Annotated in this window: 25 protein-coding genes; 9 read left to right on the top strand and 16 right to left on the bottom strand. The window is 66.7% G+C overall.

Features of this window, described 5'->3' with window-relative positions; genetic code table 11:
• Positions 1-9: 9 nt before the first annotated feature.
• From AC3ITW_RS15015 to ccmA, 11 genes are all read right to left on the bottom strand, one after another.
• On the bottom strand, positions 10-354 hold the full coding sequence (locus AC3ITW_RS15015; RefSeq protein WP_100435002.1) for a DUF1294 domain-containing protein: 345 nt from the start codon (positions 352-354) through the stop codon (positions 10-12).
• Positions 355-1,467: a homoserine O-acetyltransferase MetX gene (gene metX / locus AC3ITW_RS15010; protein ID WP_006378293.1), complete on the bottom strand. Its 1,113-nt coding sequence runs from the start codon at positions 1,465-1,467 to the stop codon at positions 355-357. It lies immediately after the preceding gene.
• A 138-nt stretch (positions 1,468-1,605) separates the two neighbouring features.
• Positions 1,606-2,595 (bottom strand): c-type cytochrome biogenesis protein CcmI/CycH, encoded by a 990-nt coding sequence (locus AC3ITW_RS15005; RefSeq protein WP_197585439.1) that lies wholly within the window; start codon positions 2,593-2,595, stop codon positions 1,606-1,608.
• Positions 2,589-3,038: a cytochrome c-type biogenesis protein gene (locus tag AC3ITW_RS15000; RefSeq protein ID WP_012511626.1), complete on the bottom strand. Its 450-nt coding sequence runs from the start codon at positions 3,036-3,038 to the stop codon at positions 2,589-2,591. The genes AC3ITW_RS15005 and AC3ITW_RS15000 overlap by 7 nt, the downstream gene beginning before the upstream one ends.
• Before the next feature lie 4 nt (positions 3,039-3,042).
• On the bottom strand, positions 3,043-3,660 hold the full coding sequence (locus AC3ITW_RS14995; protein WP_006378261.1) for a DsbE family thiol:disulfide interchange protein: 618 nt from the start codon (positions 3,658-3,660) through the stop codon (positions 3,043-3,045).
• A gap of 8 nt (positions 3,661-3,668) precedes the next feature.
• Complete coding sequence (locus AC3ITW_RS14990; protein ID WP_065724273.1) at positions 3,669-5,588, bottom strand: heme lyase CcmF/NrfE family subunit; 1,920 nt, start codon at positions 5,586-5,588, stop codon at positions 3,669-3,671.
• Positions 5,589-6,050 (bottom strand): cytochrome c maturation protein CcmE, encoded by a 462-nt coding sequence (ccmE, locus tag AC3ITW_RS14985; RefSeq protein ID WP_006378257.1) that lies wholly within the window; start codon positions 6,048-6,050, stop codon positions 5,589-5,591. It abuts the gene before it with no gap.
• Entirely contained in the window at positions 6,047-6,235 is a 189-nt protein-coding gene (locus tag AC3ITW_RS14980; protein WP_006378255.1) for a heme exporter protein CcmD, read from the bottom strand. Before AC3ITW_RS14980 ends, ccmE begins: the two co-directional genes overlap by 4 nt.
• Positions 6,232-7,002, bottom strand: coding sequence for a heme ABC transporter permease CcmC (ccmC, locus tag AC3ITW_RS14975; protein WP_006378253.1), 771 nt, complete (start codon positions 7,000-7,002; stop codon positions 6,232-6,234). The genes AC3ITW_RS14980 and ccmC overlap by 4 nt, the downstream gene beginning before the upstream one ends.
• Positions 7,003-7,045: 43 nt before the next feature.
• Positions 7,046-7,741 (bottom strand): heme exporter protein CcmB, encoded by a 696-nt coding sequence (gene ccmB, locus AC3ITW_RS14970; protein ID WP_006378252.1) that lies wholly within the window; start codon positions 7,739-7,741, stop codon positions 7,046-7,048.
• Positions 7,738-8,367 (bottom strand): heme ABC exporter ATP-binding protein CcmA, encoded by a 630-nt coding sequence (gene ccmA, locus AC3ITW_RS14965; protein ID WP_006378249.1) that lies wholly within the window; start codon positions 8,365-8,367, stop codon positions 7,738-7,740. The genes ccmB and ccmA overlap by 4 nt, the downstream gene beginning before the upstream one ends.
• Positions 8,368-8,553: 186 nt before the next feature.
• Here ccmA and AC3ITW_RS14960 point away from each other — a divergent pair, with 186 nt between their 5' ends.
• The 3 genes from AC3ITW_RS14960 (at position 8,554) to AC3ITW_RS14950 (ending at position 11,060) form a co-directional block, all read left to right on the top strand.
• Positions 8,554-9,702, top strand: coding sequence for a pyridoxal phosphate-dependent aminotransferase (locus AC3ITW_RS14960; RefSeq protein WP_126927525.1), 1,149 nt, complete (start codon positions 8,554-8,556; stop codon positions 9,700-9,702).
• 13 nt (positions 9,703-9,715) lie between these two features.
• Positions 9,716-10,522 (top strand): amidohydrolase, encoded by an 807-nt coding sequence (locus AC3ITW_RS14955; RefSeq protein WP_489389684.1) that lies wholly within the window; start codon positions 9,716-9,718, stop codon positions 10,520-10,522.
• A gap of 103 nt (positions 10,523-10,625) precedes the next feature.
• Positions 10,626-11,060, top strand: a complete 435-nt coding sequence (locus AC3ITW_RS14950) for a hypothetical protein (protein WP_071229733.1) — start codon at positions 10,626-10,628, stop codon at positions 11,058-11,060.
• Here the strand turns inward: AC3ITW_RS14950 and AC3ITW_RS14945 are convergent.
• Both AC3ITW_RS14945 and AC3ITW_RS14940 read right to left on the bottom strand, forming a co-directional pair.
• Complete coding sequence (locus AC3ITW_RS14945; RefSeq protein WP_032971499.1) at positions 11,047-11,340, bottom strand: hypothetical protein; 294 nt, start codon at positions 11,338-11,340, stop codon at positions 11,047-11,049. The two genes, AC3ITW_RS14950 and AC3ITW_RS14945, sit on opposite strands and share 14 nt — an antisense overlap.
• A gap of 95 nt (positions 11,341-11,435) precedes the next feature.
• Positions 11,436-12,563: an MFS transporter gene (locus AC3ITW_RS14940; protein WP_489389683.1), complete on the bottom strand. Its 1,128-nt coding sequence runs from the start codon at positions 12,561-12,563 to the stop codon at positions 11,436-11,438.
• Between the two features lie 90 nt (positions 12,564-12,653).
• Here AC3ITW_RS14940 and AC3ITW_RS14935 point away from each other — a divergent pair, with 90 nt between their 5' ends.
• The gene (locus AC3ITW_RS14935; protein WP_489389682.1) at positions 12,654-13,442 is read left to right on the top strand and encodes an AraC family transcriptional regulator; all 789 of its coding nucleotides are present in this window, start codon (positions 12,654-12,656) and stop codon (positions 13,440-13,442) included.
• Between the two features lie 116 nt (positions 13,443-13,558).
• Here AC3ITW_RS14935 and AC3ITW_RS14930 read toward each other — a convergent pair whose 3' ends face one another.
• From AC3ITW_RS14930 to AC3ITW_RS14920, 3 genes are read right to left on the bottom strand one after another with little or no spacing between them, the layout of a single operon-like run.
• Positions 13,559-15,211 (bottom strand): pseudouridine synthase, encoded by a 1,653-nt coding sequence (locus tag AC3ITW_RS14930; protein ID WP_489389681.1) that lies wholly within the window; start codon positions 15,209-15,211, stop codon positions 13,559-13,561.
• Entirely contained in the window at positions 15,204-16,079 is an 876-nt protein-coding gene (gene scpB / locus AC3ITW_RS14925) for an SMC-Scp complex subunit ScpB (protein WP_012511617.1), read from the bottom strand. Before scpB ends, AC3ITW_RS14930 begins: the two co-directional genes overlap by 8 nt.
• A 13-nt stretch (positions 16,080-16,092) precedes the next feature.
• On the bottom strand, positions 16,093-16,998 hold the full coding sequence (locus AC3ITW_RS14920; RefSeq protein ID WP_489389680.1) for a segregation and condensation protein A: 906 nt from the start codon (positions 16,996-16,998) through the stop codon (positions 16,093-16,095).
• A 361-nt stretch (positions 16,999-17,359) separates the two neighbouring features.
• On the opposite strand from AC3ITW_RS14920, the gene AC3ITW_RS14915 reads away from it, so the two are divergent.
• From AC3ITW_RS14915 to AC3ITW_RS14895, 5 genes are all read left to right on the top strand, one after another.
• Entirely contained in the window at positions 17,360-17,659 is a 300-nt protein-coding gene (locus tag AC3ITW_RS14915; RefSeq protein ID WP_032129789.1) for a YciI family protein, read from the top strand.
• Complete coding sequence (locus AC3ITW_RS14910; RefSeq protein ID WP_434060509.1) at positions 17,656-17,931, top strand: BolA family protein; 276 nt, start codon at positions 17,656-17,658, stop codon at positions 17,929-17,931. Before AC3ITW_RS14915 ends, AC3ITW_RS14910 begins: the two co-directional genes overlap by 4 nt.
• Positions 17,932-18,079: 148 nt before the next feature.
• A complete protein-coding gene (locus AC3ITW_RS14905) occupies positions 18,080-19,117 on the top strand; it encodes a LacI family DNA-binding transcriptional regulator (RefSeq protein WP_032129774.1) in 1,038 nt (345 codons plus the stop codon).
• Between the two features lie 76 nt (positions 19,118-19,193).
• Complete coding sequence (locus tag AC3ITW_RS14900) at positions 19,194-22,250, top strand: TonB-dependent receptor (protein ID WP_489389679.1); 3,057 nt, start codon at positions 19,194-19,196, stop codon at positions 22,248-22,250.
• Positions 22,251-22,502: 252 nt separating this feature from the next.
• Positions 22,503-24,107, top strand: coding sequence for a glucoamylase family protein (locus AC3ITW_RS14895; RefSeq protein ID WP_010486724.1), 1,605 nt, complete (start codon positions 22,503-22,505; stop codon positions 24,105-24,107).

Raw genomic sequence — 24,107 nt, 5'->3', positions numbered from 1 at the left:
TTCGAACGATTACCGCGAAAACTCGCGCAGCATCACCGAGATCGAGGCCACGTTGGCCAGCACGCACAGCCAGAACACCCACTGGAATTCGGCTTTGCGATGCTTGTGGCGGAACAGCGCCTGGCCGAGCAGCGCACCGGGCCAACCGCCGGCAAAGGCCAGCAGTTGCAGGGTGCGCTCGGGAATCCGCCATTGCTTGCGCTGCGCCGCGCGCTTGTCGTGGCCGTACAGGCCGAACGACACTGCGCTGGCCAGCAGGCACCAGCCGCCCAGCCACAGTGGCAGCACGCCGCTGATCATCAGCGCAACTAGCGCGCCGAACGCGGCCAGCGCGAGGTTACGCCGCCAGGCCACTTAGAGAGTGTCGAGGAAGCCGCGCACGGCCGGGCCGAAGCGCTCGAAATCGACCAGGAAGGCGTCGTGGCCCTGTGGTGATTCCAGGCCGATGAACTGCGCATCGGCGCCGCCGGCGCGCAGGCCATCTGCTACTTGCTGCTGCTGCTGCACCGGGAACAGGATGTCGGTGTTGGCACCGATCGCCAACGCCTTCTCCACCCGGATCTTCGCCAGCCCGGCCAGCACATCGCCGTCGGCATACTCGGCCAGGTCGAACCAGTCCATCGAGCGGCTCAGGTACAGATAGCAGTTCGGATCGAAGAAGCGCACGAATCGGCGTGCGTGGCCCTCCAGATAGCTTTCCACCTGGAATTCCAGGCCGAACGGGTCGTCGTCGGTCTGGTCCGAATCCAGCCGCACGCGGCCGAAGCGGCCATCCCATTCCAGCGCCGAGCGGTAGGTGATCACGCCCAGCTTGCGCGCCATGCGCATCCCAGATTCCGGGTACGCATCGTCATCGTAGTGGCCGCCGTTCCAGCGCGGGTCGAGGCGAATCGCCTCGCGCTGCAACGAGCGGATCGCGATCGAGAACGGCAACGCCTGTGCACTGCCGGAAATGTTGATGTGGCTGCGTGCGATGCCCGGCTGCAGCATCAGCACGGCCAACGCGGTCATGCCGCCCATTGAATTGCCGACCACGCAGGCCAGTTGTTCGATGCCCAGCGCATGCACCACCTCGATGGCTGCGCGAGCGCCGTCCTCGATCGACAGCTCCGGGAAGTCGAGGCGATAGGGTTGGCCGGTAGCCGGGTTGAGCGAAGCCGGGCCGGTCGAGCCCTTGCAGCTGCCCAGCGAGTTCACGCACACCGCGAACCAGCGGTTGGTGTCGATCGGCTTGCCGGGGCCGACCATCGCATCCCACCAGCCCGGTGCCGGGTTGGCGTCGCTGGCGGCGGCATGCGCATCCGGCGACAGGCCGGTGACGATCAGGATCGCGTTGCCGGCATCGGCGTCCAGTGTTCCCCAGGTTTCGTAGGCCACGCGCGCACCGTGCAGGGCGCCGCCGCGCTTGAACGGGAATGGCGAGGGCAGGGCGTGGAAGCGGGTGCCGGGCGGGATGAATTCGGTCATGCAGTCATTCTAGCGGGGCCGCATGTGGAGCTGGCGACACGCTGGTTTCCATCGGCGATGCACCCGGTAGTGCCGGCCGCTGGCCGGCAACCTCATGAATCTGGATGCGCCCGCGTGGTTGCCGGCCAGCGGCCGGCACTACGGGAACCGCAACTCAACCACGCCTTCATGCGGCAGGCTCACCTTCACCGGCGTGCTCTGCAGGTCATCCTCGCTGCGATTGGCACTGCCGCTGCGCGAGATGCGCGCCAGCACTTCCACTTCGCGATGGGCCGACAGCGGTGCGGTCGGCATCGGGCTGTCTGCGTCGCCCAGCCCGACCGTGGCCGGGAAGCCCGCCAGCGGCAGCTTGCGTGCGGCCACCGGCATCGGCGGTCCACCCACGGCGCGGGCCAGCACGAATACCTGGGTGCTGGCGGGCCACTCGGTGTTCTTCAGCGCCGGCAGCTGCACGCGCACCTGCAGTAGCGCCGGTGGCGCCGCAGCGGCAGCATCGGGCGCCTGGCCGGCGGCTTCGCGGGCGATGGCGATCTGCGCCTGCAGCGCCTGCGCGGCGCCGGGCTCAAGCCGTGGCAGCAGGCCGCTCCAGACGTCGGCAGCCTCGGCATTCTTTCCGCGCTGGCGCAGGGCGATGCCCAGCAGCCAGCTGGCGCGCTCTGCATCGGGCGCCAGCGCACGAGCCTGCTGCAACCAGGCCATCGCGGTGTCATCGAACTGCTTGCCGGCATCGGCCTGCGCACGTGCCTGCGCCGCTTCCACCAGCACGCCGGGGTCATCCGGGGCCAGGGCGGCGGCACGTGCGAAGGCCTCCGCCGCAGCCGGCGTGTTGCCCAGCTCGGCCTGCGAACGTCCCAGCAACGCCCAGCCGTCGGCGCGCTGCGGATCACGCTGCAACGCATCCTGCAGGGCCTGCACGCCGTCACGCAGGGTGGCCACCGACGGCGCAGGCTGCACCTGCGCCGCACGCGGGTCTCCCACCAGCAGGTACAGGCAGGCGCCCGTTACGCCCAGCGCCAGTGCCGCCAGCGCGAAACCGCGGCGGCCGTGACGGCGCAGCGGCCACAGCACCAGGATTGCCATCAATGCAGCGGTCACACCTGCCAGCAGCGGCAACCAGTGGCTCACCAGCCATCTCCCTCATCGGCTTTGCCGGTTGGTGCAGCGCCGACCGAGCGGCCACGGCGGCGGACGATACCCACCACCACCAGCGCACCGGCACCGAGCACCAGCAGCGGACCGCCCCACAACAACCAGGTGCCCGGCTGCAGGGGTGGTTGGTAGAGCACGAACTCGCCATAGCGGGCGACCAGGAACTGCTTGATCTGTGCGTCATCGTGGCCCTGCTGCATCAACTGCAGCACCTCGCGGCGCAGGTCCTGGGCGATCTGCGCGTTCGAGTCGGCCAGCGACTGGTTCTGGCACTGCACGCAGCGCAGCTGCGCAGCCAGGTCGTGGAAGCGGCGTTCCTCGGCGCCATCGCGGAACTGCAGCGGCTGCGGGTCGTGCAGTGGCTGCTGGGCCAGCGCGGCCAACGGCAGCATCAGGAGCAGCAGCGCCAGCAGCCAGCGCATCGGTTCAGGGCGCCGTATGCAGAGTGTTGCCGGCATTGCCCTGGGCCTTCTCGATCTTCTCCAGGGCCGGGATCAGCTTCTCGTCGACCACGCGCTGGGTCATCGCACCGCTGTACTTCCAGCGCACGATGCCGCTGCCATCGACCAGGAAGGTTTCCGGTGCAGCGGTCACGCCCCAGTCGATCGCGGTGCGGCCTTCAATGTCGCTGAGCACGACCATGAACGGGTTGCCCAGCTGCTCCAGCCAGTGCAGGGCATCGGTCGGTTCGTCCTTCCAGTTGTAGCCGATCACGCGTACGCGCTTGCTCTCGGCGAAACGGGTCAACACCGGATGTTCCTCGCGGCAGGCCGCGCACCAGCTGCCCCACACGTTCAGCAGGTAGGGCGCGCCGCGCAGCTCATCGCTGTGCACGATCATTTCCGGGTCGTGCAGCACCGGCAGCGCGAACGCCGGCGCCGGCTTGTCGATCAGGGCCGACGGCAGCACGTCGCGCTGCGGGTCGCCGGATTTCATCACCCCGTAGATCATCAGCCCGAGCAGGCCGAAGAAGAACAGCACGCCGATCACGATGGCTACCGGCGGCAGCGGGCGGGAGGGGCGCGGGGCGGGGGACTCGGACATGGGAACTCCTACGGACGACGGAAGCGGCGGTCGGCGGCGGTGATGAATCCGCCCAGGGCCATCAGCAGCGCGCCCAGCCAGATCCAGCGCACGAACGGCTTGATGTGGACCCGTACCGCCCATGCATTGTTGCCCAGTGGCTCGCCCAATGCCACGTAGACATCGCCGTCGAAGCGTGCATCGATGCCGGCCTCGGTCATCACCTGGCCGCCACTGGCGTACTGGCGCTTCTCCGGATGCAGCAGGGCCAGTTCGCGGCCGTTGCGGAACACGCGCAGATGGCCGCGGTCGGCGATGAAATTCGGACCTTCGCGATGGTCCACGCCTTCGAAGCGCACTTCATGGCGGCCGACCACCACCTGTTGCCCGGGTGCCAGCGCTACTTCGCGCTGCACGTTGAGTGCTTCCACCAGCAGCGCACCGGCGAGGAACACGGCAATGCCGGCATGGGCGACGATCATGCCAAGCATTTCGGCGGTGAAGCGGCCGTTGCCGCGCAGGCGCTGCCAGACGAAGCGGGCGGTGCCCAACCCGACCCAGGCCGCTGCAGCGACACCGAGACCAGCCTTCCAGCCATTCTGCGGTGCCTGCCACCAGGCCAGCGCGCCGAGCAACATGGCCAGCCCCAGCCACGGTGCCAGCAACGCGAATGCACGCGAAGGCTGGTCGCGCTGCCACTTCACCAGCGGGCCGAACGGTAGCAGCAGGATCATCGGCGCCATCAGCAACAGGAACAGGCTGCCGAAGTAGGGCGGGCCGACCGAGATCTTGCCCAGCGACAGCGCATCGGCCAGCAGCGGGTACAGCGTGCCGAGCAGGACCATGGCGCAGGCAGTGGCCAGCAGCAGGTTGTTGGCCAGCAGCAGGGTTTCGCGCGATGTCGCGGTGAAGCCACGGCGCGGATCGTCGGCGTTCACCGATAGACGTGGCGCCCGCAGCGCATACAGCAGCAGGCTGCCGCCGACCAGCACCGACAGGAACACCAGAATGAACAGGCCGCGCGAGGGATCGGCAGCGAACGAATGCACGCTGGTGAGTACCCCGGAGCGCACCAGGAACGTACCCAGAAGTGACAGCGCGAAGGCGGCGATTGCCAGCAGCAACGTCCAGCTGCCGAAGGTGCCGCGCTTCTCGGTGACGGCCTGCGAGTGGATCAGCGCCGCACCGACCAGCCACGGCATGAAGCTCGCATTCTCCACCGGGTCCCAGAACCACCAGCCGCCCCAGCCGAGCTCGTAGTAAGCCCACCAGCTGCCCAGCGCGATCCCCAGCGTCAGGAAACCCCAGGCGACGTTGGTCCAAGGCCGCGTCCAGCGCAGCCAGCGGGCGTCGACGCGTCCTTCCAGCAGTGCGGCCACCGCGAACGCGAACGGCACCGCGAAGCCGACGTAACCGATGTAGAGCATCGGCGGGTGGATGATCAGCCCGGGGTCCTGCAGCAGCGGGTTGAGGTCACGACCCTCCAGCGGCGCCGGGTTCAGGCGCAGGAACGGATTGGAGGTGAAGATCAGGAAGGCGAGGAAGCCAACGCTGACCACACCCATCACCGCCAGTACGCGCGCTTGTACCGGTGCTGGCAGGTGCCGCGAGAACAGCGCCACCGCACCGGTCCACAGCGCCAGCACCAGCGCCCACATCAGCAGCGAGCCCTCGTGCGCGCCCCAGACCGCCGAATAGCGGTAGATCATCGGCAGCAGCGAATTGGAGTTCTCGGCCACATAGCGCACCGAGAAGTCCTGCTGCACGAACGCGGCGGTGAGCACCGCGAAGGCGCCGGCAAGCAGCAGCAGCTGTGCGAATGCGGCCGGTCGTGCCACCGCCATCCATGCCGTGTTGTTGCGCTGCGCGCCGGCCAGCGGCAGGCCGGCCTGCAGCAGCGAGGCCAGCAGCGCACACAACAGCAGGATCTGACCCAGTTCGGGCAGCACTCAGCGCACCTCGGGTGCCGTCACCGGCACATCATGCTTGCGATGGGCATCGCCCATCTTGTCGGCCACTTCCTTCGGCACGTACTTTTCATCGTGCTTGGCCAGGACTTCATCGGCGACGAAGATTCCGTCCTGCAGGCGGCCGCTGGCAACCACGGCAGTGCCTTCGGCAAACATGTCCGGCAGGATCCGCGACGTAGTCACCGCCAGCTGGGCATCGCCGTCGGTCACTTCAAAACGTGCTTCCAGCGAACCGACCGGGCGGTTGAAGGAGCCCTTCACCACCATGCCGCCCAGGCGGAAGCGCGACTGCGCATCGACATCCCCGCGCAGCACCTCCGAGGGCGTGTACAGGTAGGCGATGTTGCGCTCCAGTGCCATCGCCACCAGCGCGGTGGCCAGGCCGGACGCAAGCAGGGCCAACAGCACCCAGACCAGGCGGCGACGCTGTACCGGGGTCATCGTTCCAGCTCCGTCGGCAACGACGACGCGGCTTCCTGCTTGCCGGCGCGGGTCTGCTGCCGCTGCTGCCGGGCCAGGGCCAGGCGACGGGCCATTCGCAGGCGCAGCCACGAACCGATGGCATCGGCGCCGAGCACCAGCACGAACGCGGCGTAGGCGCCGATCACGTAAGGCAGATGGGTCATGGCTGGGCCTCCCCGGCCGGGCGTGCGGCATCGACCCGGCCACCGACCCAGGCCTTGCCGGCCTCGCGGTCGAGATTGTCGGCGCGGGCCTTGGCCAGCACCGAACCGGCGAACCAGAACTTGGTGCCGATCACCATCCACCACAGCGGCGCGATCATCGCGCTGCTGATCGCCGATTCACCGAACACGTTGATCGACTGGCGCTGGTGCAGGCCGCCCCACCAGTCCACCGAATAGCGGATCACCGGCAGCAGGCTGACACCGACGATGGCCAGCAGGCCAGCCGCGCGAGCGGCGCTGCGACGGTCCTCGATGGCGTGGTAGAGGCCGATCACGCCCAGGTACAGGAACAGCAGCACCAGTTCACTGGTCATGCGCGGGTCCCAGTCCCACCAGGTGCCCCAGGTGCCCTTGCCCCAGATGCTGCCGGTGAGCAGGGTGATCAGGGTGAAGCCGGCGCCCATCGGCGCGCAGGCCATGGCCAGGATCTCGCAGACCTTGATCCGCCAGATCAGGGCGATGGCGGCATACAGCGCCATCAGCGCGAATACGAACAGGCTCATCCAGGCACTGGGCACGTGGATGTAGAGGATGCGGAAGCTGTCCAGCTGCTTGGCTTCCGGCGGCACCACCAGCAGTGCCTGCCACATGCCGACCAGCAGCACCGGCACCGCAGCGAGGTAGAACACCCGCGACCAGCGGGCAGCGAATCGGTCGAACGTGGGGGGCGAGCCGAGTTGGTGGAACCAGCGGACAATCGGATTCATGCGTGGCGGCTATCCAGCAGGGGTGGATTGGCTCTCAGCTCGGTCAACTCAGAGAAATACGTATTGCAGCAGCGGTGGCCAACGGCGCCAGCACCAGCGCGACCAGCAGGCCGGCGCCCAGCATCAGCAGTGCACCGACCGGATCCTGTCCGCGTCCCGCCGCTGCCAGGCTGCCTGCACCGAACACCAGCACCGGCACGTACAGCGGCAACGACAGCAACGCCACGAGAATACCAGAGCGCCGGATGCCTACGGTCAGTGCCGCGACCACGCCACCGATCAGGCTCAGAAGCGGTGTTCCCAGCAGCAACGATGCCAGCAACATCGGCAACTGGTCATGCGGCAGATGCAGCATTTCGGCCAGCAGCGGGCTGACCACGATCAACGGCAGGGCGGTGGTGGCCCAGTGCAGCAGCACGCGCACCAGCACCAGCCAGGCCAGCGGCACTGGCGCCAGCAGCCATTGTTCCAGCGAGCCGTCTTCGGCATCGGAGCGGAACAGTGAATCCAGCGACAGCTGGCCCGCCAGCAGCACGGCCAGCCACAGCACCGCACCAGCGGTGGCGGACAGCAGTTGCGGCTCGCGCCCTTGGGCCAACGCGAACAGCACCACCACCAGCACCGCGAACAGCAGCGGCTGCAGCGCATCGCCGCGTCGGCGCCAGAGCAGGCGCAGGTCGCGCTTGAGCAGTGCACCTGCGGTCTGCCACAGGCCCGGTTCGGTACCCGGCGCGATCATGCGGCACCGCCGAGGTCGAGCTGGCGGGTACGCACCGGCGGTGCGGCATAGGCGCCGTGGGTAGTGACCAGTGCAGCGCCGCCGGCACGCAGATGCGCGGAAATCATCCGGTTGACCAGGGTAATGCCCTCCAGGTCGAGGTTGGCATAGGGTTCGTCGAGCAGCCACAACGGCGCCGGCGACAGCCAGATGCGTGCCAGTGCCAGACGCCGCTTCTGTCCGGCCGACAGATGCCGCACCAGGGTGTCCTCGTAGCCGGCCAGGCCAACGATGGCCAGCGCGTTGCCCGGCATCTGCCGCGCGCGGCGACCGTGCAGGCCGCACAGGAAATGCAGGTTCTCCAGCGTATCCAGGTCCGGTTTCAAGGCCGGCAGATGGCTGAGGTAGGCGACGTAACGCGCGCGGTCGGCATTGCCGGCCGGCCTGCCATCGATCTGCACCTGGCCGGCGCCAGGCCGGGCCAGGCCCGCCAGCACGCGCAGCAGGGTGGTCTTGCCGGCACCATTGCCGCCCTGCACCAGCAGCGCCTCGCCGGCGTCCACATGGAAGTCCAGCGGGCCGAACACCGGCTCGTCATTGCGGGAGAAGCTCAGGCCGCTGGCGGCCAGCAATGCAGGGGTGTTCAAGGGGCAGGGTCTTCATGCCGGAGTGCGGCGGCAATTGTAGCGGTGAATGCATACGGTAGTGCCGGCCGCTGGCCGGCAGGCGCGACCAAGCGTCGCAGATAGTCCCGGATTGCCGGCCAGCGGCCGGCACTACCGAAGCAGGGATTGCGTAAACTCAGGGGCCTGTCTCCCCATATCCCCAGGCCGATGCAACCCAACACCAAGCTGCCCAAGGTCGGTACCACGATCTTCACCGTGATGTCCCAGCTCGCTGCCGAACACGGCGCGGTCAACCTGGGCCAGGGTTTCCCGGACTTTTCGGCGCCGCAGCGTCTGATCGACGAGACCGCCAGGGCGATGGCCGCCGGGCTGAACCAGTACCCGCCGATGACGGGTGTGGCGCCGCTGCGCCAGGCCATCGCGCAGAAAGCGCTGGACTGCTACGGCGCGCAGGTGGATGCGGACAGCGAGATCACTGTCACCAGCGGCGGTACCGAGGCCATCTTCAACGCCATCCACGCCGTGGTGCGTGCCGGCGAGGAAGTGATCGTGCTCGACCCGGCCTATGACTGCTATGAGCCGGCGATCGATCTGGCCGGCGCCAAGGCCGTGCATGTGTCGCTGGATCCGCAGACCTTCGCCGTCGACTGGGACCGCGTGCGTGCGGCGATCACCCCGCGTACCCGCATGCTGATCGTCAACACCCCGCACAATCCGTCCGGTGCGATGCTGTCGGCGCAGGACATGCAGGCGCTGGCCGAGCTGCTGCGTGGCACGCAGATCTACCTGATCTCCGATGAGGTGTACGAACACATCATCTATGACGGCCGCCGCCATGAATCGGCGCTGCGCTACCCGGAACTGCGCGAACGCGCGTTCGTCATCTCCAGTTTCGGCAAGACCTACCACTGCACTGGCTGGAAGATCGGCTATGCGATCGCCCCGCCGGCGCTGACCGCCGAGTTCCGCAAGGTGCACCAGTACAACACCTTCACCAGCTTCGGCCCGGCGCAGTACGGCTTCGCCGCGATGATCCGCGATGAGCCCGAACACCACCTGGAGCTGGGTGCGTTCTACCAGGCCAAGCGCGACCGCTTCCGCGAGCAGCTGGCCAGCACCCGGCTGAAGGCGCTGCCGGTGCCGGGCGGCTATTTCCAGCTGGTCGACTACTCGGCCATCAGCGACCTGCCGGACCATGAGTTCGTGAAGTGGCTGACCATCGAGAAGGGCGTCACTGCCATTCCGCTGTCGCCGTTCTACGAAAATCCGCCGGCCGGCCAGCGCCTGGTGCGCCTGTGCTTCGCCAAGAATGAAGCAACGATGGACGCGGCGATCGAACGCCTGCGCCTGCTCTGAGCGAGGCTTGAACATGCAGGACCTGCGCATTTCCCTCGTCCAGGGCGACACCCGCTGGCACGACCCGGCGGGCAACCGTGAGTACTACGGCGCGCTGCTGGCACCGCTGGCGGGCACCACCGACCTGGTGATCCTGCCGGAGACCTTCACCAGTGGCTTCTCCAACGACGCCATCGCCCAGGCCGAAGGCATGGATGGTCCGACCGTGGCCTGGGTGCGCGAACAGGCCAGAGCCTTGAACGCGGCGGTGATCGGCAGCGTTCAGTTGCGTGATGGCGAAGGCGTCTACAACCGGCTGCTGTTCGCCACGCCCGACGGCGAGCTGCAGTACTACGACAAGCGCCACCTGTTCCGCTATGGCGGCGAGCACGAGCGCTATGCGGCCGGTCGCGAGCGCCTGAGCGTGGAATGGAAGGGCTGGCGGATCAATCCGCAGGTCTGCTACGACCTGCGTTTCCCGGTGTTCTGCCGCAACCGCTACAACGTTGAACGTCCACAGCAGCTGGATTTCGACCTGCAGATATTCGTCGCCAACTGGCCGTCGGCACGCGCCTATGCGTGGAAGACACTGCTGCGTGCACGTGCGATCGAGAATCTGTGCTTCGTTGCCGCGGTGAACCGTGTCGGCGTCGATGGCAACCAGCTGCATTACGCCGGTGACAGCGCGGTGATCGACTTCCTCGGCCAGCCACAGGTGGAAATCCGCGAGCGCGAACAGGTGGTCACCACCACCATCTCGGCCGAGGCGCTGGCCGCACACCGTGCGCGCTTCCCGGCGATGCTTGATGCCGATGCCTTCCACCTGGACGAGCAGGCCTGAGCGATGGCCTGAACGCCGCCGCACCAGCACGCGCGCCTGCATTCAACGTGCACGCGCGCGCTGCTAGATTCGCCGCCAGTCCGACCGAACTGGAAGTCCTGCCATGAACACGTCCTTCGCCCTGCTGCTGGCCCTGTCCGCCGCATCGCTGGCCCCGGCCGCGCACGCCGCCGGCAACCTCGATTGCCAGCTGCGCTACAACCTGTCCGGCTGGTCGCTGATCTACAAGACCGCCTCCGGCAATGGCACGGTCACCTGCAGCAACGGCGCCAGCATGCCGGTGCGCATCCAGATGAAGGGCGGCGGCCTGACCGTGGGCAAGTCGAAGATCACCAACGGGCGTGGCAGCTTCACCGGCGCGGTCAGCGTCAACGAACTACTGGGTACTTACGCCTCGGTGGGTGCGCACGCCGGTGCGGTGAAGTCCAGCAACGCGCAGGTGATGACCAAGGGCGACATCTCGCTGGCCCTGTCCGGTACCGGCAAGGGCTGGGACCTGGGCGTGGACGGCACCGCGTTCACCCTCAGCCGGCGCTGAGGCGCGACGGCTCGGCAGATCCCCAGCTGATGCGGATGTAGTGCTGTTCGGAATCGCTCAACAACCGTTCGACACCGAAACCATTCTTGAGCAGTTGTGCGGTCACGTCTTCGACGAGCTGCTCGCTGGCCATCACCTGGCTGAAGCCGAACACGAGATAGCGGCGGCCATTCTCCGAGCCGATCTGGATCGAGTTGTCGAGGTCGCGGCAGAACTGCTCGATCGGGCGCTTGGCGGCATCGGCGTTGGCGCGTGCCTGTTCGGCGGTAATGGTGATCATGGGCATCTGCCTGGTGTGGGAGAGCGCGCACGATAGCCAGGGAATCAAAGCCGTTCCCGGAAGTCGCGCACAGTGCGCTGCTTTTGCAGCAATTCCTAGGCTGCAGCGGGACGCCGCCGCTGCAGCCACAAGGCCAGCAGGCCACACACGATGAGGGTCGGTGCCAGCAGCTGCACTGCACCGACCAGCGCCATTGCCGCACCGATCAACAGGTAGTAGAGCAGGCCGAAGAGCGCGCCTGCGCTGCCGAGACAATGCGGATAGCCGCGCAGGGCCTGGCCGAGCACATTGGGAATGGCAAGGCCGAAGCCCGTCACCACCGGCACCATCGCCGCGACCAGGGCAGGGTGATCATGCAGCAGCGCGGCCAGCAGGCCTCCCGTCAGAACCAGGCCTGCGGCGATGCGGATGCGCGTGGTTGCGGCAACGCCTGCACGCAGCAGGCGGCCATTGCCCCACGCGCCCAGTGCCGAGCCCAATGCCAGCACCGCGCCGCTGGCGCCGAACCAGGTGGCTGGCCAGTGCAGGCGTGCAAACACGAAGGGGCCGAGTGCATACCAGCTGTACATCGCCACGTTGAAGGCCATCACCAGCAACGCGTGTGACCAGATCCAGCGATCGCGCAGCAGTTCCCGCAGCAGCGGCAGCATGGGCGTGTGCGGGATATGTGCAGGGCGGCTTTCGCGCAGGCCTGCCAGGCATGCGACTGCCAGCAGGACAGCTATCAGCAGCAGGCCGGACTGTACGCCGACATAGCCATTGGCGGCGACCAGCAGCGTGCCCAGTGCAAGACCGATGGCCGGGCTCAGGGCCAGGGCCATGCCGATCCAGGAGAATGCCTGGGCCAACGCTGGCCCCTGCAGATGGTCGCGCAGCACGGTCTGGGTCACCACCGAAGCGGCGGCGGCGCCGACTGCGGCCAACGCCTGGGCCAGCAGCACCTGGCCGAAGCTGCCAGCCACCAGCCCGCCCAATGCGCCCGCTGCGAAAACGCCGAGGCCACAGAGAAGGGCAGGGCGACGACCGATACGATCGGCCAGGCGCCCCCACAGCAGCACGCCTGCAGCGAAGCCGAACAGGTACAGGCTCATGGCCTGGCTGGCGGCACTCGGCGGCAGGGCGAAGCGTTCGGCCAGATCGGCCAGGGCCGGGCTGTACAGGGTCTGTGCCAACTGCGGAAACATCAGCAGTGCAATGGTGAGCAGCAACAGGCGGCGCGACATGCGGGCGCTCCAGGAACAGGGCCGCGCATTGTGGTCGCGTCCGCAATGGCGCACTCTGTATATCCTGTCATCGAATACATGAAATAAGACATGGCCTGGTTGCAGCCGGATGCACACTTCGACGCCGATGCCTGGGGCGCTCCGGTGCTGGGTATCGCGGCCTCATTGGCGGATCACGATTCGGGTTGGCACCAGCATGCGCGCGCGCAGCTGCTGTACACCCGGCAGGGCTGTACTCGCCTGACCTATGGTGATCGCGTCAGCCTGCTGCCGCCCGCGCGCGCAGCGTGGATTCCGGGTGGGCTGCGCCATCGCGCGCAGATGCGCCAGGCGGTCGACTACCGTTCGTTGTACTTCGACGCCACCCTGTCGGCCCAGCTGCCCCGCCAGCCGGCCATCATCGGCGTAGGTCCGCTGCTGCAGGCCTTGCTGGAACCGATCGCGCAGGCACCGTTCGACCATGACTGGCAGTCGCCGCGCGCACACCATCAACTGGCGTTGTGCGTGCTGGAAATCGTCGCTGCACCGGTGGCGCCGATGGACCTGCCTCTGCCGCGTGATCCGCGGATCGCACGTTGTCTGCCGCTGGCCGAACAGCTGCCGCCCGAACTGGGGGAGCTGGCCGCGCGCACGGACCTGAGCGCGCGTACTGTCGGTCGGTTGATGCAACGCGATACCGGCATGAGCTACCAGGCCTGGCGTCAGCAATGGCGCCTGATGCGGGCCATGGAGCTGCTGCTGCTCGGCCATCGCGTCGCGCATGTGGCGCAGGATACCGGCTTCTCCGCCGAGAGCCCGTTCATCGCCTTCTTCCGCAGCATGACCGGCACCACACCCGCCGCGTTCCAGCGCCACGCAAAAGGGGACGGAGGGGATTAAGTCGCTTTCGCCCCTTCGACACACGCCGTGGCAAAAACGACTTAATCCCCTCCGTCCCCTTTTTAAAGAAAAACCCCGGCCGGAGCTGGGGTTTTTCATTTCAGTCGGATCGCTGATCAGCCGCCGCGCGGGCCGCTGCGGCGCGGGCCGCCCGGACCGCGGTTGCCACCGGGGCCGCCCGGGCCTCGGTTGCCACCCGGACCACCGGGACCACGGTTACCGCCCGGGCCACGGTTGTTGCCACCGCCCGGACCGCGACCGCCCGGACGGGCGCCCTGCGCCGGCTTCGGGCTGCCATACGGGTTGAAGCCCGGGGTGGCGTGGTCGGACGGGAAGCTCGGGGCATTGCCCGGATGGCCGTACGGGTGCTTGTTGCCCTGGCCCTGCGAGCGGTTGCCGGCACCGGTCGGACGCCCCTGGCCGCCAGCGCCGCCACGGCCTTCACCACCGAAACCACCACGGCCCTGGCCCTGGCCGCCGGCGCCTGCGCCCGGACCCTTCGGCTTGCCGTACGGACGGCCCTGGCCGCCTGCACCCGGACCGCGTGCGCCGGGGCCACGAGCACCCGGACCGGCATTGCGGTGGCCGCTCGGGCCGGTGCTGACACCGTCCGGCACATACCAGGTACGGAATGCCGCCGGGTTGCCTTCCGGCAGCGAACGATCGTTCTTCTGTGCGCGCTGCTTGAACGGCTTCTGCGACTGCTTGGCCGCCGCTTCGCCGCTGACCGTCAGGCCGCCCTTGAAGCCGCCGCCCTTGCCGCCACGACCACGGCCGCGGTCTTCGCGGACATTGTCGAAACGACGCAGCTCGCGACCTTCGTCGGCAGTGTTGTGGCCGTTGACGTAGGCATTGCCACGGCCACCTTCGCGCACGCGCACGGTGGTCTTGGCGGCGCGGCGCTGGCCGATCACCGGCTGCAGGGTCAGCGCCGACGGCGCGCCTTCTTCCAGCTTCAGCTGCGCACGCAGGGCTTCGACCTGGGCGCTGCCCAGCTCCACCGAATGGCCTCGGGCCAGTTCGCGCGGCAGGGTGACCTTGCCGTAGCGGGTGCGCTTCAGGCGGCTGACCTGGCAACCCTGGGATTCCCACAGGCGGCGCACTTCGCGGTTGCGGCCTTCCTTCACCACAACACGGAACCAGTCGTGCGAATCGGTGCCGCCAATGCGTTCGATCTCGTCGAACTTGGCCGGGCCATCTTCCAGCGCGACGCCGCGGCCGAGGCGGTCGATGATGGCGTCGGAGACCTTCTCTTCGCCTTCCGGGGCACGCACGCGCACCACGTACTCGCGCTCGACCTCGAACGACGGGTGCATCATGGCGTTGGCCAGCTCACCGTCGGTGGTGGCCAGCAGCAGGCCGGTGGTATTGATGTCCAGGCGGCCGACCGCGATCCAGCGCGCGCCCTTCAGCGGCGGCAGCGACTCGAACACGGTCGGGCGGCCTTCGGGGTCTTCGCGGGTGGTCACTTCGCCTTCCGGCTTGTTGTAGACCAGCACGCGCGACGGCTCGGCCAGGGCGGTGGCGACGAAGCCACGGCCGTCCAGCTCGATCTTGTCGCCGCTCTTGACCGACATGCCGGTCTGCGCGACTTCACCGTTGACCTTGACCAGGCCTTCGGCGATGCGCTGTTCCAGCGCACGGCGCGAGCCGAGGCCGGCCTGGGCCAGGACCTTGTGCAGGCGTTCTTCCAGCTTGAACTGCTCGGAGGTGGCTTCGCGCTTGAGCGAAAGCTTGTTCAACGAGGGCTTGCGGGGGGTGTCACTCATCAGTTTTGCTCCGGCCGACGGTTTCGGGGTCGGCCTCTGGTTTGGAATCGGCTTGGTCAACAGCCACGGTCGTCATCGCGACGGCGTTGTCTTCGCGTTCGTTCACTGGCACCGCGCGCTCGCCCGGCGCGGAATCGGGATGCCCATCATCGAAGGGCGAAGGTGCTTGCTCATCGGAGGCCGAGGCAGGGGCTGCATCGGCGGAATCGGGGGTGCTACTGCCGGCCAGGCCGGCGTCATCATTGGCGGCGTCATCGTGACCACCGGCCGAAACATCGGGGCCTTCGGCGCCAGCCCGGGGCGGCGCATCGCGGTCCAGCGACAGCTGCGGCTCCAGTTCGCCCAGGTCCTTCAGTTCCGACAGCGGCGGCAGTTCATCCAGTCGCTTCAGGCCGAAGTAGTCCAGGAAGCCCTTGGTGGTACCGAACAATGCCGGCTTGCCAGGCACGTCGCGGTGCCCGACCACGCGGATCCACTCGCGTTCTTCCAGCGCCTGGATGATGTTGCTGCTGACCGCCACGCCGCGCACCTGTTCGATCTCGCCGCGGGTGATCGGCTGCCGGTAGGCAATCAGCGCCAGGGTTTCCAAAGTGGCGCGGGTGTAGCGGGTCTTGCGTTCGGTCCACAGCCGGCTGATCCAGCCGTGCACTTCGCCGGTGACCTGGTAGCGGAAGCCTGAGGCGACCTCGACCAGTTCCACGCCGCGGCCTGCGCAGGCGTCGCGCAGGCGTTCCAGCGCACGTTCGATGCTGCCCGGCGGTGCCGGTTCCTCTTCCGGGAACAGGTCCTTCAGCTGGGCCAGGGTAAGCGGCTGGCTGGAGGCTAGCAGCGCACCTTCGACAATGCGGTCGATCAGCGGTTGATCCATCGGCAGTCAGCGCTCACTCGTTGGCATTGGCGGCGTCGTTGTCGTCGAACTCGCTGCTGAACTGCAGCGGGGCGTTGGTGTTGCCGGCGGCCAATGACTTCACGTAGATCGGCGCCAGCGGTTCTTCCTGGATGATGTCCAGCAGCTGCTCCTTGGCCAGTTCCAGCACCGCCAGGAACGTGACCAGCACGCCCAGCTTGCCTTCTTCGGCGGTGAACAACCCTTCAAAGCGGTAGAACTTGCCGTCTTCAAGCCGGCCGAGTACTTCACCCATGCGCTGCCGGACACTCAGCGCCTCGCGTTTGATCGCGTGACCGGTGAACAGCTCGGCGCGCTTGAGCACGTCGTGCAGGGCCATCAGCATTTCCTTCAGGTCGACCGGCGGCGGCAGTTTCACCGTCGCCCGTTCGGGCATGAAGGCATGGGCCAGGCTGGTATCGCGGTCCTGGCGGGGCAGGGCGTCGATGTCCTCGGCAGCCTGCTTGAAACGTTCGTACTCCTGCAGCCGGCGTACCAGCTCGGCACGCGGGTCGGCCTCATCGCCTTCCTCGCTGACCGGGCGCGGCAGCAGCATGCGCGACTTCACCTCGGCCAGGATCGCGGCCATCACCAGGTACTCGGCGGCCAGCTCGAAACGGAGCTCGCGCATCACGGTGATGTATTCCACGTACTGCCGGGTGATCTCGGCGACGGGAATGTCCAGCACGTCCAGGTTCTGCCGGCGGATCAGGTACAGCAGCAGGTCCAGCGGGCCTTCAAAGGCATCCAGGATGACTTCCAGCGCATCCGGCGGGATGTACAGGTCCTGCGGAATCTGCAGGACCGGTTGCCCATGCACCACGGCCAGCGGCATTTCCTGCTGCTGGGGGGCGGGCGGCCGGGTTGGCGGGTTCGCGTCGAGCGCGAGTTCGGAAGTCATCTAATGGACATCAGGATTGCAACGGACCAGTCGCGGCACCGGGTTCACCGGGCCAACGCCACGGAGCCCCAGGGCACCAGGCACGCCGGGTTCGGCGCGCTTCCACACATATCAAACAGCAGGACGCGCCGCAGGAATCGGCAGCGACGGGACTACGGGGAGGTCGTCTACGTGGCCCCTTTGAAACAGCGGGACGGTCGTCGGGGGCTGCGTTGGCCGCAAAAACCGACGGGCTGCTGCATCCAGCCACGCGCAATGGAGTCTAGGGTAAGCCTTTGCCGCGCCAGTGTCCAGCCGCGGCCGGGCCAAGGGCCGCATTGGCTAGAATCAGCGCACCGACAACGCAAGCGAGGAAATGCCGGTGTGGTATGTGATTGAAGGGTATGACGGCCAGGATGTCCTGGCACAACGGCTGCAGGCCCGGCCGGAACACCTGGCGCGCCTGCACGCGCTGCGCGACGAGGGTCGCCTGCTGTTGGCCGGGCCGTGCCCGGCGGTGGACAGTGAAGACCCCGGCCCGGCCGGTTTCAGCGGCTCGGTGGTGATCGCGCAGTTCGAGTCGCTGCTGCAGGCCCAGGCCTGGGCCGACGCCGACCCGTACGTGGCCGCCGGCGTCTACACCCGCGTGCAGGTGCGACCGTTCCGGAAGGTGTTGCCGTGAACGCGGAACGGATCTCGCGAATGCGTGATGCGCTGCAGCATGCGCTGGCGCCGAGCGTGCTTGAGATCGAAGACGACAGCCATCGCCATGCAGGCCATGCCGGTGCGCGCGATGGCCGCGGCCATTTCAACGTGCATGTGGTCAGTGAACGCTTCGCCGGACTGGGCCCGCTGGCCCGGCATCGCGCGGTGTACGCCGCGCTGGGGACGATGATGGAGACCGATATCCACGCGTTGTCCATCCGCGCGCAGACCCCGTCAGAACAGGGCTGAGCCCTTGTCCCACGCTGTCCTGGCGGGTCCCTGCGGGGCTCGCTGCAGACAGATTTCCATGTCCATTTCGGGACATTCGCCTAACGGACTGTTTACAAGCCCAGATGGAAACGCTTACATTCCGCGCCAATGCTGGTAGGTCCAAGCCGTGGAGGGCGGCTTCGTGAACAAGGCAGCTATCACAATCAAAGATGTCGCTCGCGAAGCCCGGGTCTCCGTGGCCACGGTTTCCCGCGCGCTCAACGGGCATGAAAATGTCGCCGAACCGGTCCGCCAGCTTGTGCTGGAGGTGGCCGCACGGCTGCGTTACACCCCGCACGCCGCCGCCCGCAGCCTGAGCAGCCGCCGCACCAATACGGTGGGCGTGGTACTGCCTGATCTGTACGGCGAATTCTTCTCCGAACTGATGCGTGGCATCGACAATGTCGCCCGTAGCCGTCGCCAGCACCTGCTGGTGTCCAGCTACCACGGTGACCAGGAGCAGCAGGGCGCGGCCCTGCGCGCCATGCGCGGCCGCGTCGACGGCCTGCTGGTGCTCTCGCCCTATGCCGAGAGCCCCGGTTTCCTGACCGACAACCTGCCGCAGTCGTTGCCGACGGTGTTGATCAACACCTATCTGCCCGGGCAGGACCACCCGGTGCTGAGCATCGACGACCATGCCGGTGCGATGGCGATGACCCGCCATCTGCTTGACGCCGGCCACCGTCGCATCGCTTTCATTTCTGGCCCGGATCTCAACTTCGACGCGCGCGAGCGCCTGCGCGGCTTCCGTGACGCGCTGGCGGCTTTTGGCGGTGGCGCCGAGGGCATCGAGCTGCCCGGTGATTTCGACGAAGCTTCCGGCCATCGCGCCGGTCAGGAGTTGCTGGCAGCCGGAGCGCTGCCTGATGCCGTGTTCGCCGCCAACGACATGATGGCCCTGGGATGCCTGTATGCATTCACGCAGGCCGGTGTCCGTGTTCCGACCGATGTCGCCCTGGCGGGTTTCGATGACATTCCACTGGCGCGTTTCGTCCACCCGTCGCTGACCACCATGCAGGTCAGCATCGCCGAGCTCGGCGACCGGGCCATGACGCGCCTGCTGCAGTTGATGGACGGCACCTCCACGGACGGGACAGGGGACAAGCAGACCCTGGTTCCCCGCTTGATAGTTCGCGATTCCACCACTCCGCCATCGGGCCATTGAAGCCAGAGGCGTTCCTTCTTTTTTGATTGATCGCAGGGACCGCGCGAGCGGTTACCGCCACCCGGAGATTGAGTTGATGATGCACACCACCTTCCGCACGCCGGCGCGCCGGCTGCTGAGCACCGCACTGGTCAGCTGCCTGATGCTGGCCGCCGCTCCGAACGTCATGGCGCAGTCGGCCAATGCCAGCCTGCGCGGCCAGGTATCCGGCGCCCAAGCCGGTTCTGAAGTCACCGCCACCAACGTGGCCACCGGCACCGTCCGTCGCGGCACCGTCCGTGCCGATGGCAGCTACTCGCTGATGGGCCTGGACCCGGGCACCTACGACGTGGTCGCCAATGGCCAGACCCAGAAGGTCACCGTCACCGTGGCCTCGACCGCGACCCTGAACTTCGCCGGTGCCGCCAGCAGTACCCCGGGTTCGACCGCGGCCACCAACCTGGACACCGTCAACGTTGTCGCGCCGACCCTGCTGCAGGAAGTGCGCACGTCCGAAGTCGGCAAGACCGTCAGCCTGCAGCAGATCCAGACCACGCCGCAGGTCTCGCGCAACTTCCTGGAATTCGCCGACGCGGTGCCGGGCCTGATCTTCACCCGTGATGCCAAGGGCAACACCTCGCTGCGCGGCGGTGCCACCAATGCCGACGGCACCAACGTCTACATCGACGGCGTGGGCCAGAAGAGCTACGTGAAGGGCGGCGGCGTGGCGGGCCAGTCCGGCAGCGCCGGCAATCCGTTCCCGCAGCTGGCCATTGGCGAGTACAAGGTCATCAGCGGCAACTACAAGGCCGAGTACGGTCAGGTCTCCAGTGCTGCCGTCACCGCCGCGACCAAGTCCGGTACCAACGAGTTCAAGGGTGAAGCGTTCTACCGTTACACCAATGACAGCATGCGCGCGATGACCCCGGCCGAGCGCCAGCCCAACAAGGGCAAGGAGGATTCGGCCGAGAAGGAATACGGCTTCGCGCTGGGTGGCCCGATCATCCAGGACAAGGCCCACTTCTTCGTGACCTACGAAGCCAAGCGCTTCGACCTGCCGGTCACCATCGCGCCTGATGGCGCGGTCACCGGTGCTGCAGGTCTGCTGCCGGCCGCCGGCGCCGCTGGTCTTGGCCCGGCCAGCCAGCCGTTCCAGCAGGACCTGATCTTCGCCAAGATCGACTTCGAGCCGACCGACAATGATCGCATCGAGCTGACCTTCCAGGACCGCGACGAAACCCAGTCGCAGTTCAGTGGCCAGACCTCGCCGCAGGCCGGTCGTGAAGTGGTCAACACCGACCGTCGTTATGCCCTGCGCTGGAACCACAGCGGTGAGCGCTACTACAACGAATTGATGGTCACCCACGAAGATTCGTTCAACAACCCGACCCCGCTGACCCTGGCCAACGGCATCACCTACACCGCGCCGGACGGTCCCGAAGACCGCACCGTGGTGAAGATTGGTGGCGCCTCGGCACTGGATTCGCAGGTGAAGGGCCAGAAGGGCTGGTCGATCGAAGACAACCTGACCCTGGATGGCATCCAGTGGGCCGGCGACCACACCATCAAGATGGGCGTGAAGTACAAGCAGATCGACCTGTACGCCTCCGATGCGGCACAGATCAACCCGACCTTCACCTACTCCCTGGGCGATCCGGACTTCCCGGATTCGATTCCGTACAAGGCGCAGTTCGTCAAGCCGGTAACCGGCGTGTCGGGAGTGTCCGGCGAAGTCCGTTCCAAGTCCAAGCAGTACGGCGTGTTCATCCAGGACGACTGGCAGGTCAACGACCACCTGCAGCTGAACATCGGCCTGCGCTGGGACTACGAAAAGACCCCGACCTACCTGAACTTCGTAACCCCGCAGCAGGTGGTCGACGCCATCTATTCGCAGGATCCGCGTGCGCCTGCCGGCCAGACCTACGCTGATTCGTTGGCGCTGGGCGGTCTGGACATCAGCGACTACATCAGCAACGGTCATAACCGCAAAGCATTCAAGGATGCCTGGCAGCCGCGCCTGGGCTTCTCGTATGACATCAATGCCGACGAGCAGCATGTGATCCACGGTGGCGCCGGCCGTTCCTACGACCGTGACCTGTTCGACAACCTGCAGCTGGAAACCACCAAGCTGGCCCTGCCGCAGCCGACCATCTACTTCCGCAACCCGGCCACCGGCAACTGCATCAACGGCCAGGCCGCCTGCTATGACTGGAACCCGAACCTGCTCAACGGTATCGGCAACCTGCAGTCGCTGGTCGGTGCGACCAGCAATGCCGGTCTGGAAGTCGATCTGTTGAACAACAAGCTGAAGGCGCCGTATTCGGACCAGTTCAGCCTGGGTATGAGCAACCGGATCGGCGAGTGGCTGACCGATGCGACCATCGCACGTACCCTGAGCTACGACGGTTTCGCCTTCACCCTGGGCAACCGTTACCCGACCGGCCAGTTCTTCGATGACCCGCGCCTGTGCGGCGGCAGCGACCCGGGCCTGAGCCAGGCGTGGAGCTGCAACGTGCCGGGCTTCGGCAGCCTGATCATTGGCCAGCAGGGCATCAAGACCCGTGCCACCCAGGTCCTGCTGTCGGCGCAGAAGCCGTTCACCAAGGAAAGTGGCTGGGGCACCTCGATTGCCTACACCTGGACCACCGCCCGCCACAACCGCGACATCAACGAGAAGTACGCGTTTGACCGCGGTTTGATCGGTGACTATCCGACCATCCGCTCCAACGGCGCACCGCGCCACCGCCTGGTGGTGACCGGTTCGTACGCGGGCTTCTGGGGCATCACTTTCGGTGGCAAGATCACCCTGGCAACCCCGACCGCCGTCAACGACTGGTACCCGGTGATGCAGGCCAGCGGCTACACCCTGCCGACTCCGCAGGCGGCCGTGCCCAACGCCACCGGCAAGTTCCTGGTGGGTGGCAAGATCTTCGGCTACCGTTCGGTTGACCTGCAGGCGACGAAGACGTTCAAGATGCCGGGCGATACCGAGCTGTACGCGCGTATCGACATCATCAACGTGTTCAACTTCGACAACTTCTCCACCTACAACTACGTCAAGACCAACGGCAAGCTGCAGGCCAGCTACAACGAGACCGGCGAAATCATCGGTACGCCGCGTCAGATCAAGGCGGAAGTGGGCTTCCGCTTCTAAGCGGATCCGCCTGAAGCAATACCCCGATGCCGCCGGTTCGCCGGCGGCATCGGCAGGATGAAAAAACGGCAATGGCCGGCCCCGCGCCGGTCCATTGCCCACGCCGCTGCCGGACAGGGGGCAGCGGCGTGGGCAATGATCGCGGTGTCAAACCACGTTTTTCGTGGTTTTTTAAGAACGAATCTTGTAAACGATTTCAGATCATTGGACGGTATGCTTTCCCATCGATCAGACCACCGGAGGAACCGCGCCATGCAGGCACGCCATCTGTTGTCCGCCGCGGCGTTGAGCCTGGCCGTTGCTGCCTGCCAGCCGGCCCAGCAGGAGCCTGCCAAGCCGCGGCCGCCGGTGATCCTGATCGAGGCCGACGCGCCGCCGCGGCCGATGAAGCCGGTCCTGCCGCCGCTGTTCGATGACATCGAGCGCCGTACCTTCCAGTTCTTCTGGGACACCACCAATGAAATCAACGGCCTGACCCCGGACCGCTATCCGTCGCGGCCGTTCGCCAGCATCGCCTCGGTCGGCTTCGCGCTGACCGCCTATCCGATCGGCATCGAGAACGGCTGGGTCAGCCGCAACCAGGCCATCGACCGCACGCTGACTACGCTGAAGTTCTTCCGCGATGTGCCGATGGGCCCGCAGCGCACCGGCAAGGCCGGCTACAAGGGTTTCTACTACCACTTCCTGGACATGCAGGAAGGCCGTCGTTACGACAGCTGGGTTGAACTGTCCTCGGTGGATACCGCGCTGCTGATGATGGGCGTGCTGTTCGCACAGTCGTACTACGACGGCGACGATCCGCGCGAGAAGGAAATCCGGCAGATCGCCGACACCCTGTACAAGAAGGTCGACTGGCCGTGGCTGCAGCAGCGTGCGCCGCTGATCTCGATGGGCTGGTTCCCGGAGAGTGGCTTCATCGACCATGACTGGATGGGCTACAACGAGGCGATGATGGTCTACATCCTCGCCCTGGGTTCGCCAACGCACCCGGTCAGCCCGGATGCGTGGACCGTGTGGACACGCACCTACGACAACGACTGGGGCGTGTACCAGGGCCAGGAATACCTGTCGTTCGGCCCGCTGTTCGGCCACCAGTACAGCCACGTCTGGATCGACTTCCGCGACATCCAGGACGCGTACATGCGCGAGCGCGGCAGCACCTATTTCCTCAACAGCCGTTCGGCCGCGCTGGCCCAGCGCGAGTACGCCATCGCCAACCCGATGCAGTGGAAGGAATATGGCGAGAACGTGTGGGGCCTGACTGCCAGTGACGGACCGCAGAACACCACCCAGGACTACCGCGGCGAGCAGCGCCAGTTCCGCCATTACTCCTCGCGCGGCGCCGGCCTGCGCGAGAATTTCGATGACGGCACCATTGCCCCCACCGCCGCGATCGCCTCGGTGGTGTTCGCCCCGGAACAGGTGATCCCGGCCACGCTGGAGATGCACAAGCGCTTTGGCGATTACATCTATTCCAGCTACGGCTTCCTGGATTCGTTCAACCCTAGCTTCAACTACGACATCCCGATCAAGACCGGTCGCCTGGTGCCGGATCGTGGCTGGGTCGCCAGCGACTACATCGCCATCGACCAGGGCCCGATCCTGACCATGATCGCCAACTACCGCGATGACTTTGTCTGGGAAGTGATGAAGAAGAACCCGTACATCCGCAAGGGCCTGGAGCGGGCCGGGTTCAGTGGTGGCTGGCTGGCACCGGAAGGCTCCTTCCAGCCGCTGGAACTGCAGAAAGACGAAAAGGCCGCGGCGGCACGCGCGGTGGGTATCGCCGAATCACGCGCGGCTGCCGCGCAGGAACAGAAGAACAATGCCAACCGCACCACAGGCCAGGGCAAGTAA

The organism is Stenotrophomonas sp. KH_052 (assembly GCF_057838755.1).
The sequence above is the reverse complement of the archived record's forward strand: the minus strand, read 5'-3'. Positions and strand labels throughout refer to the sequence as shown.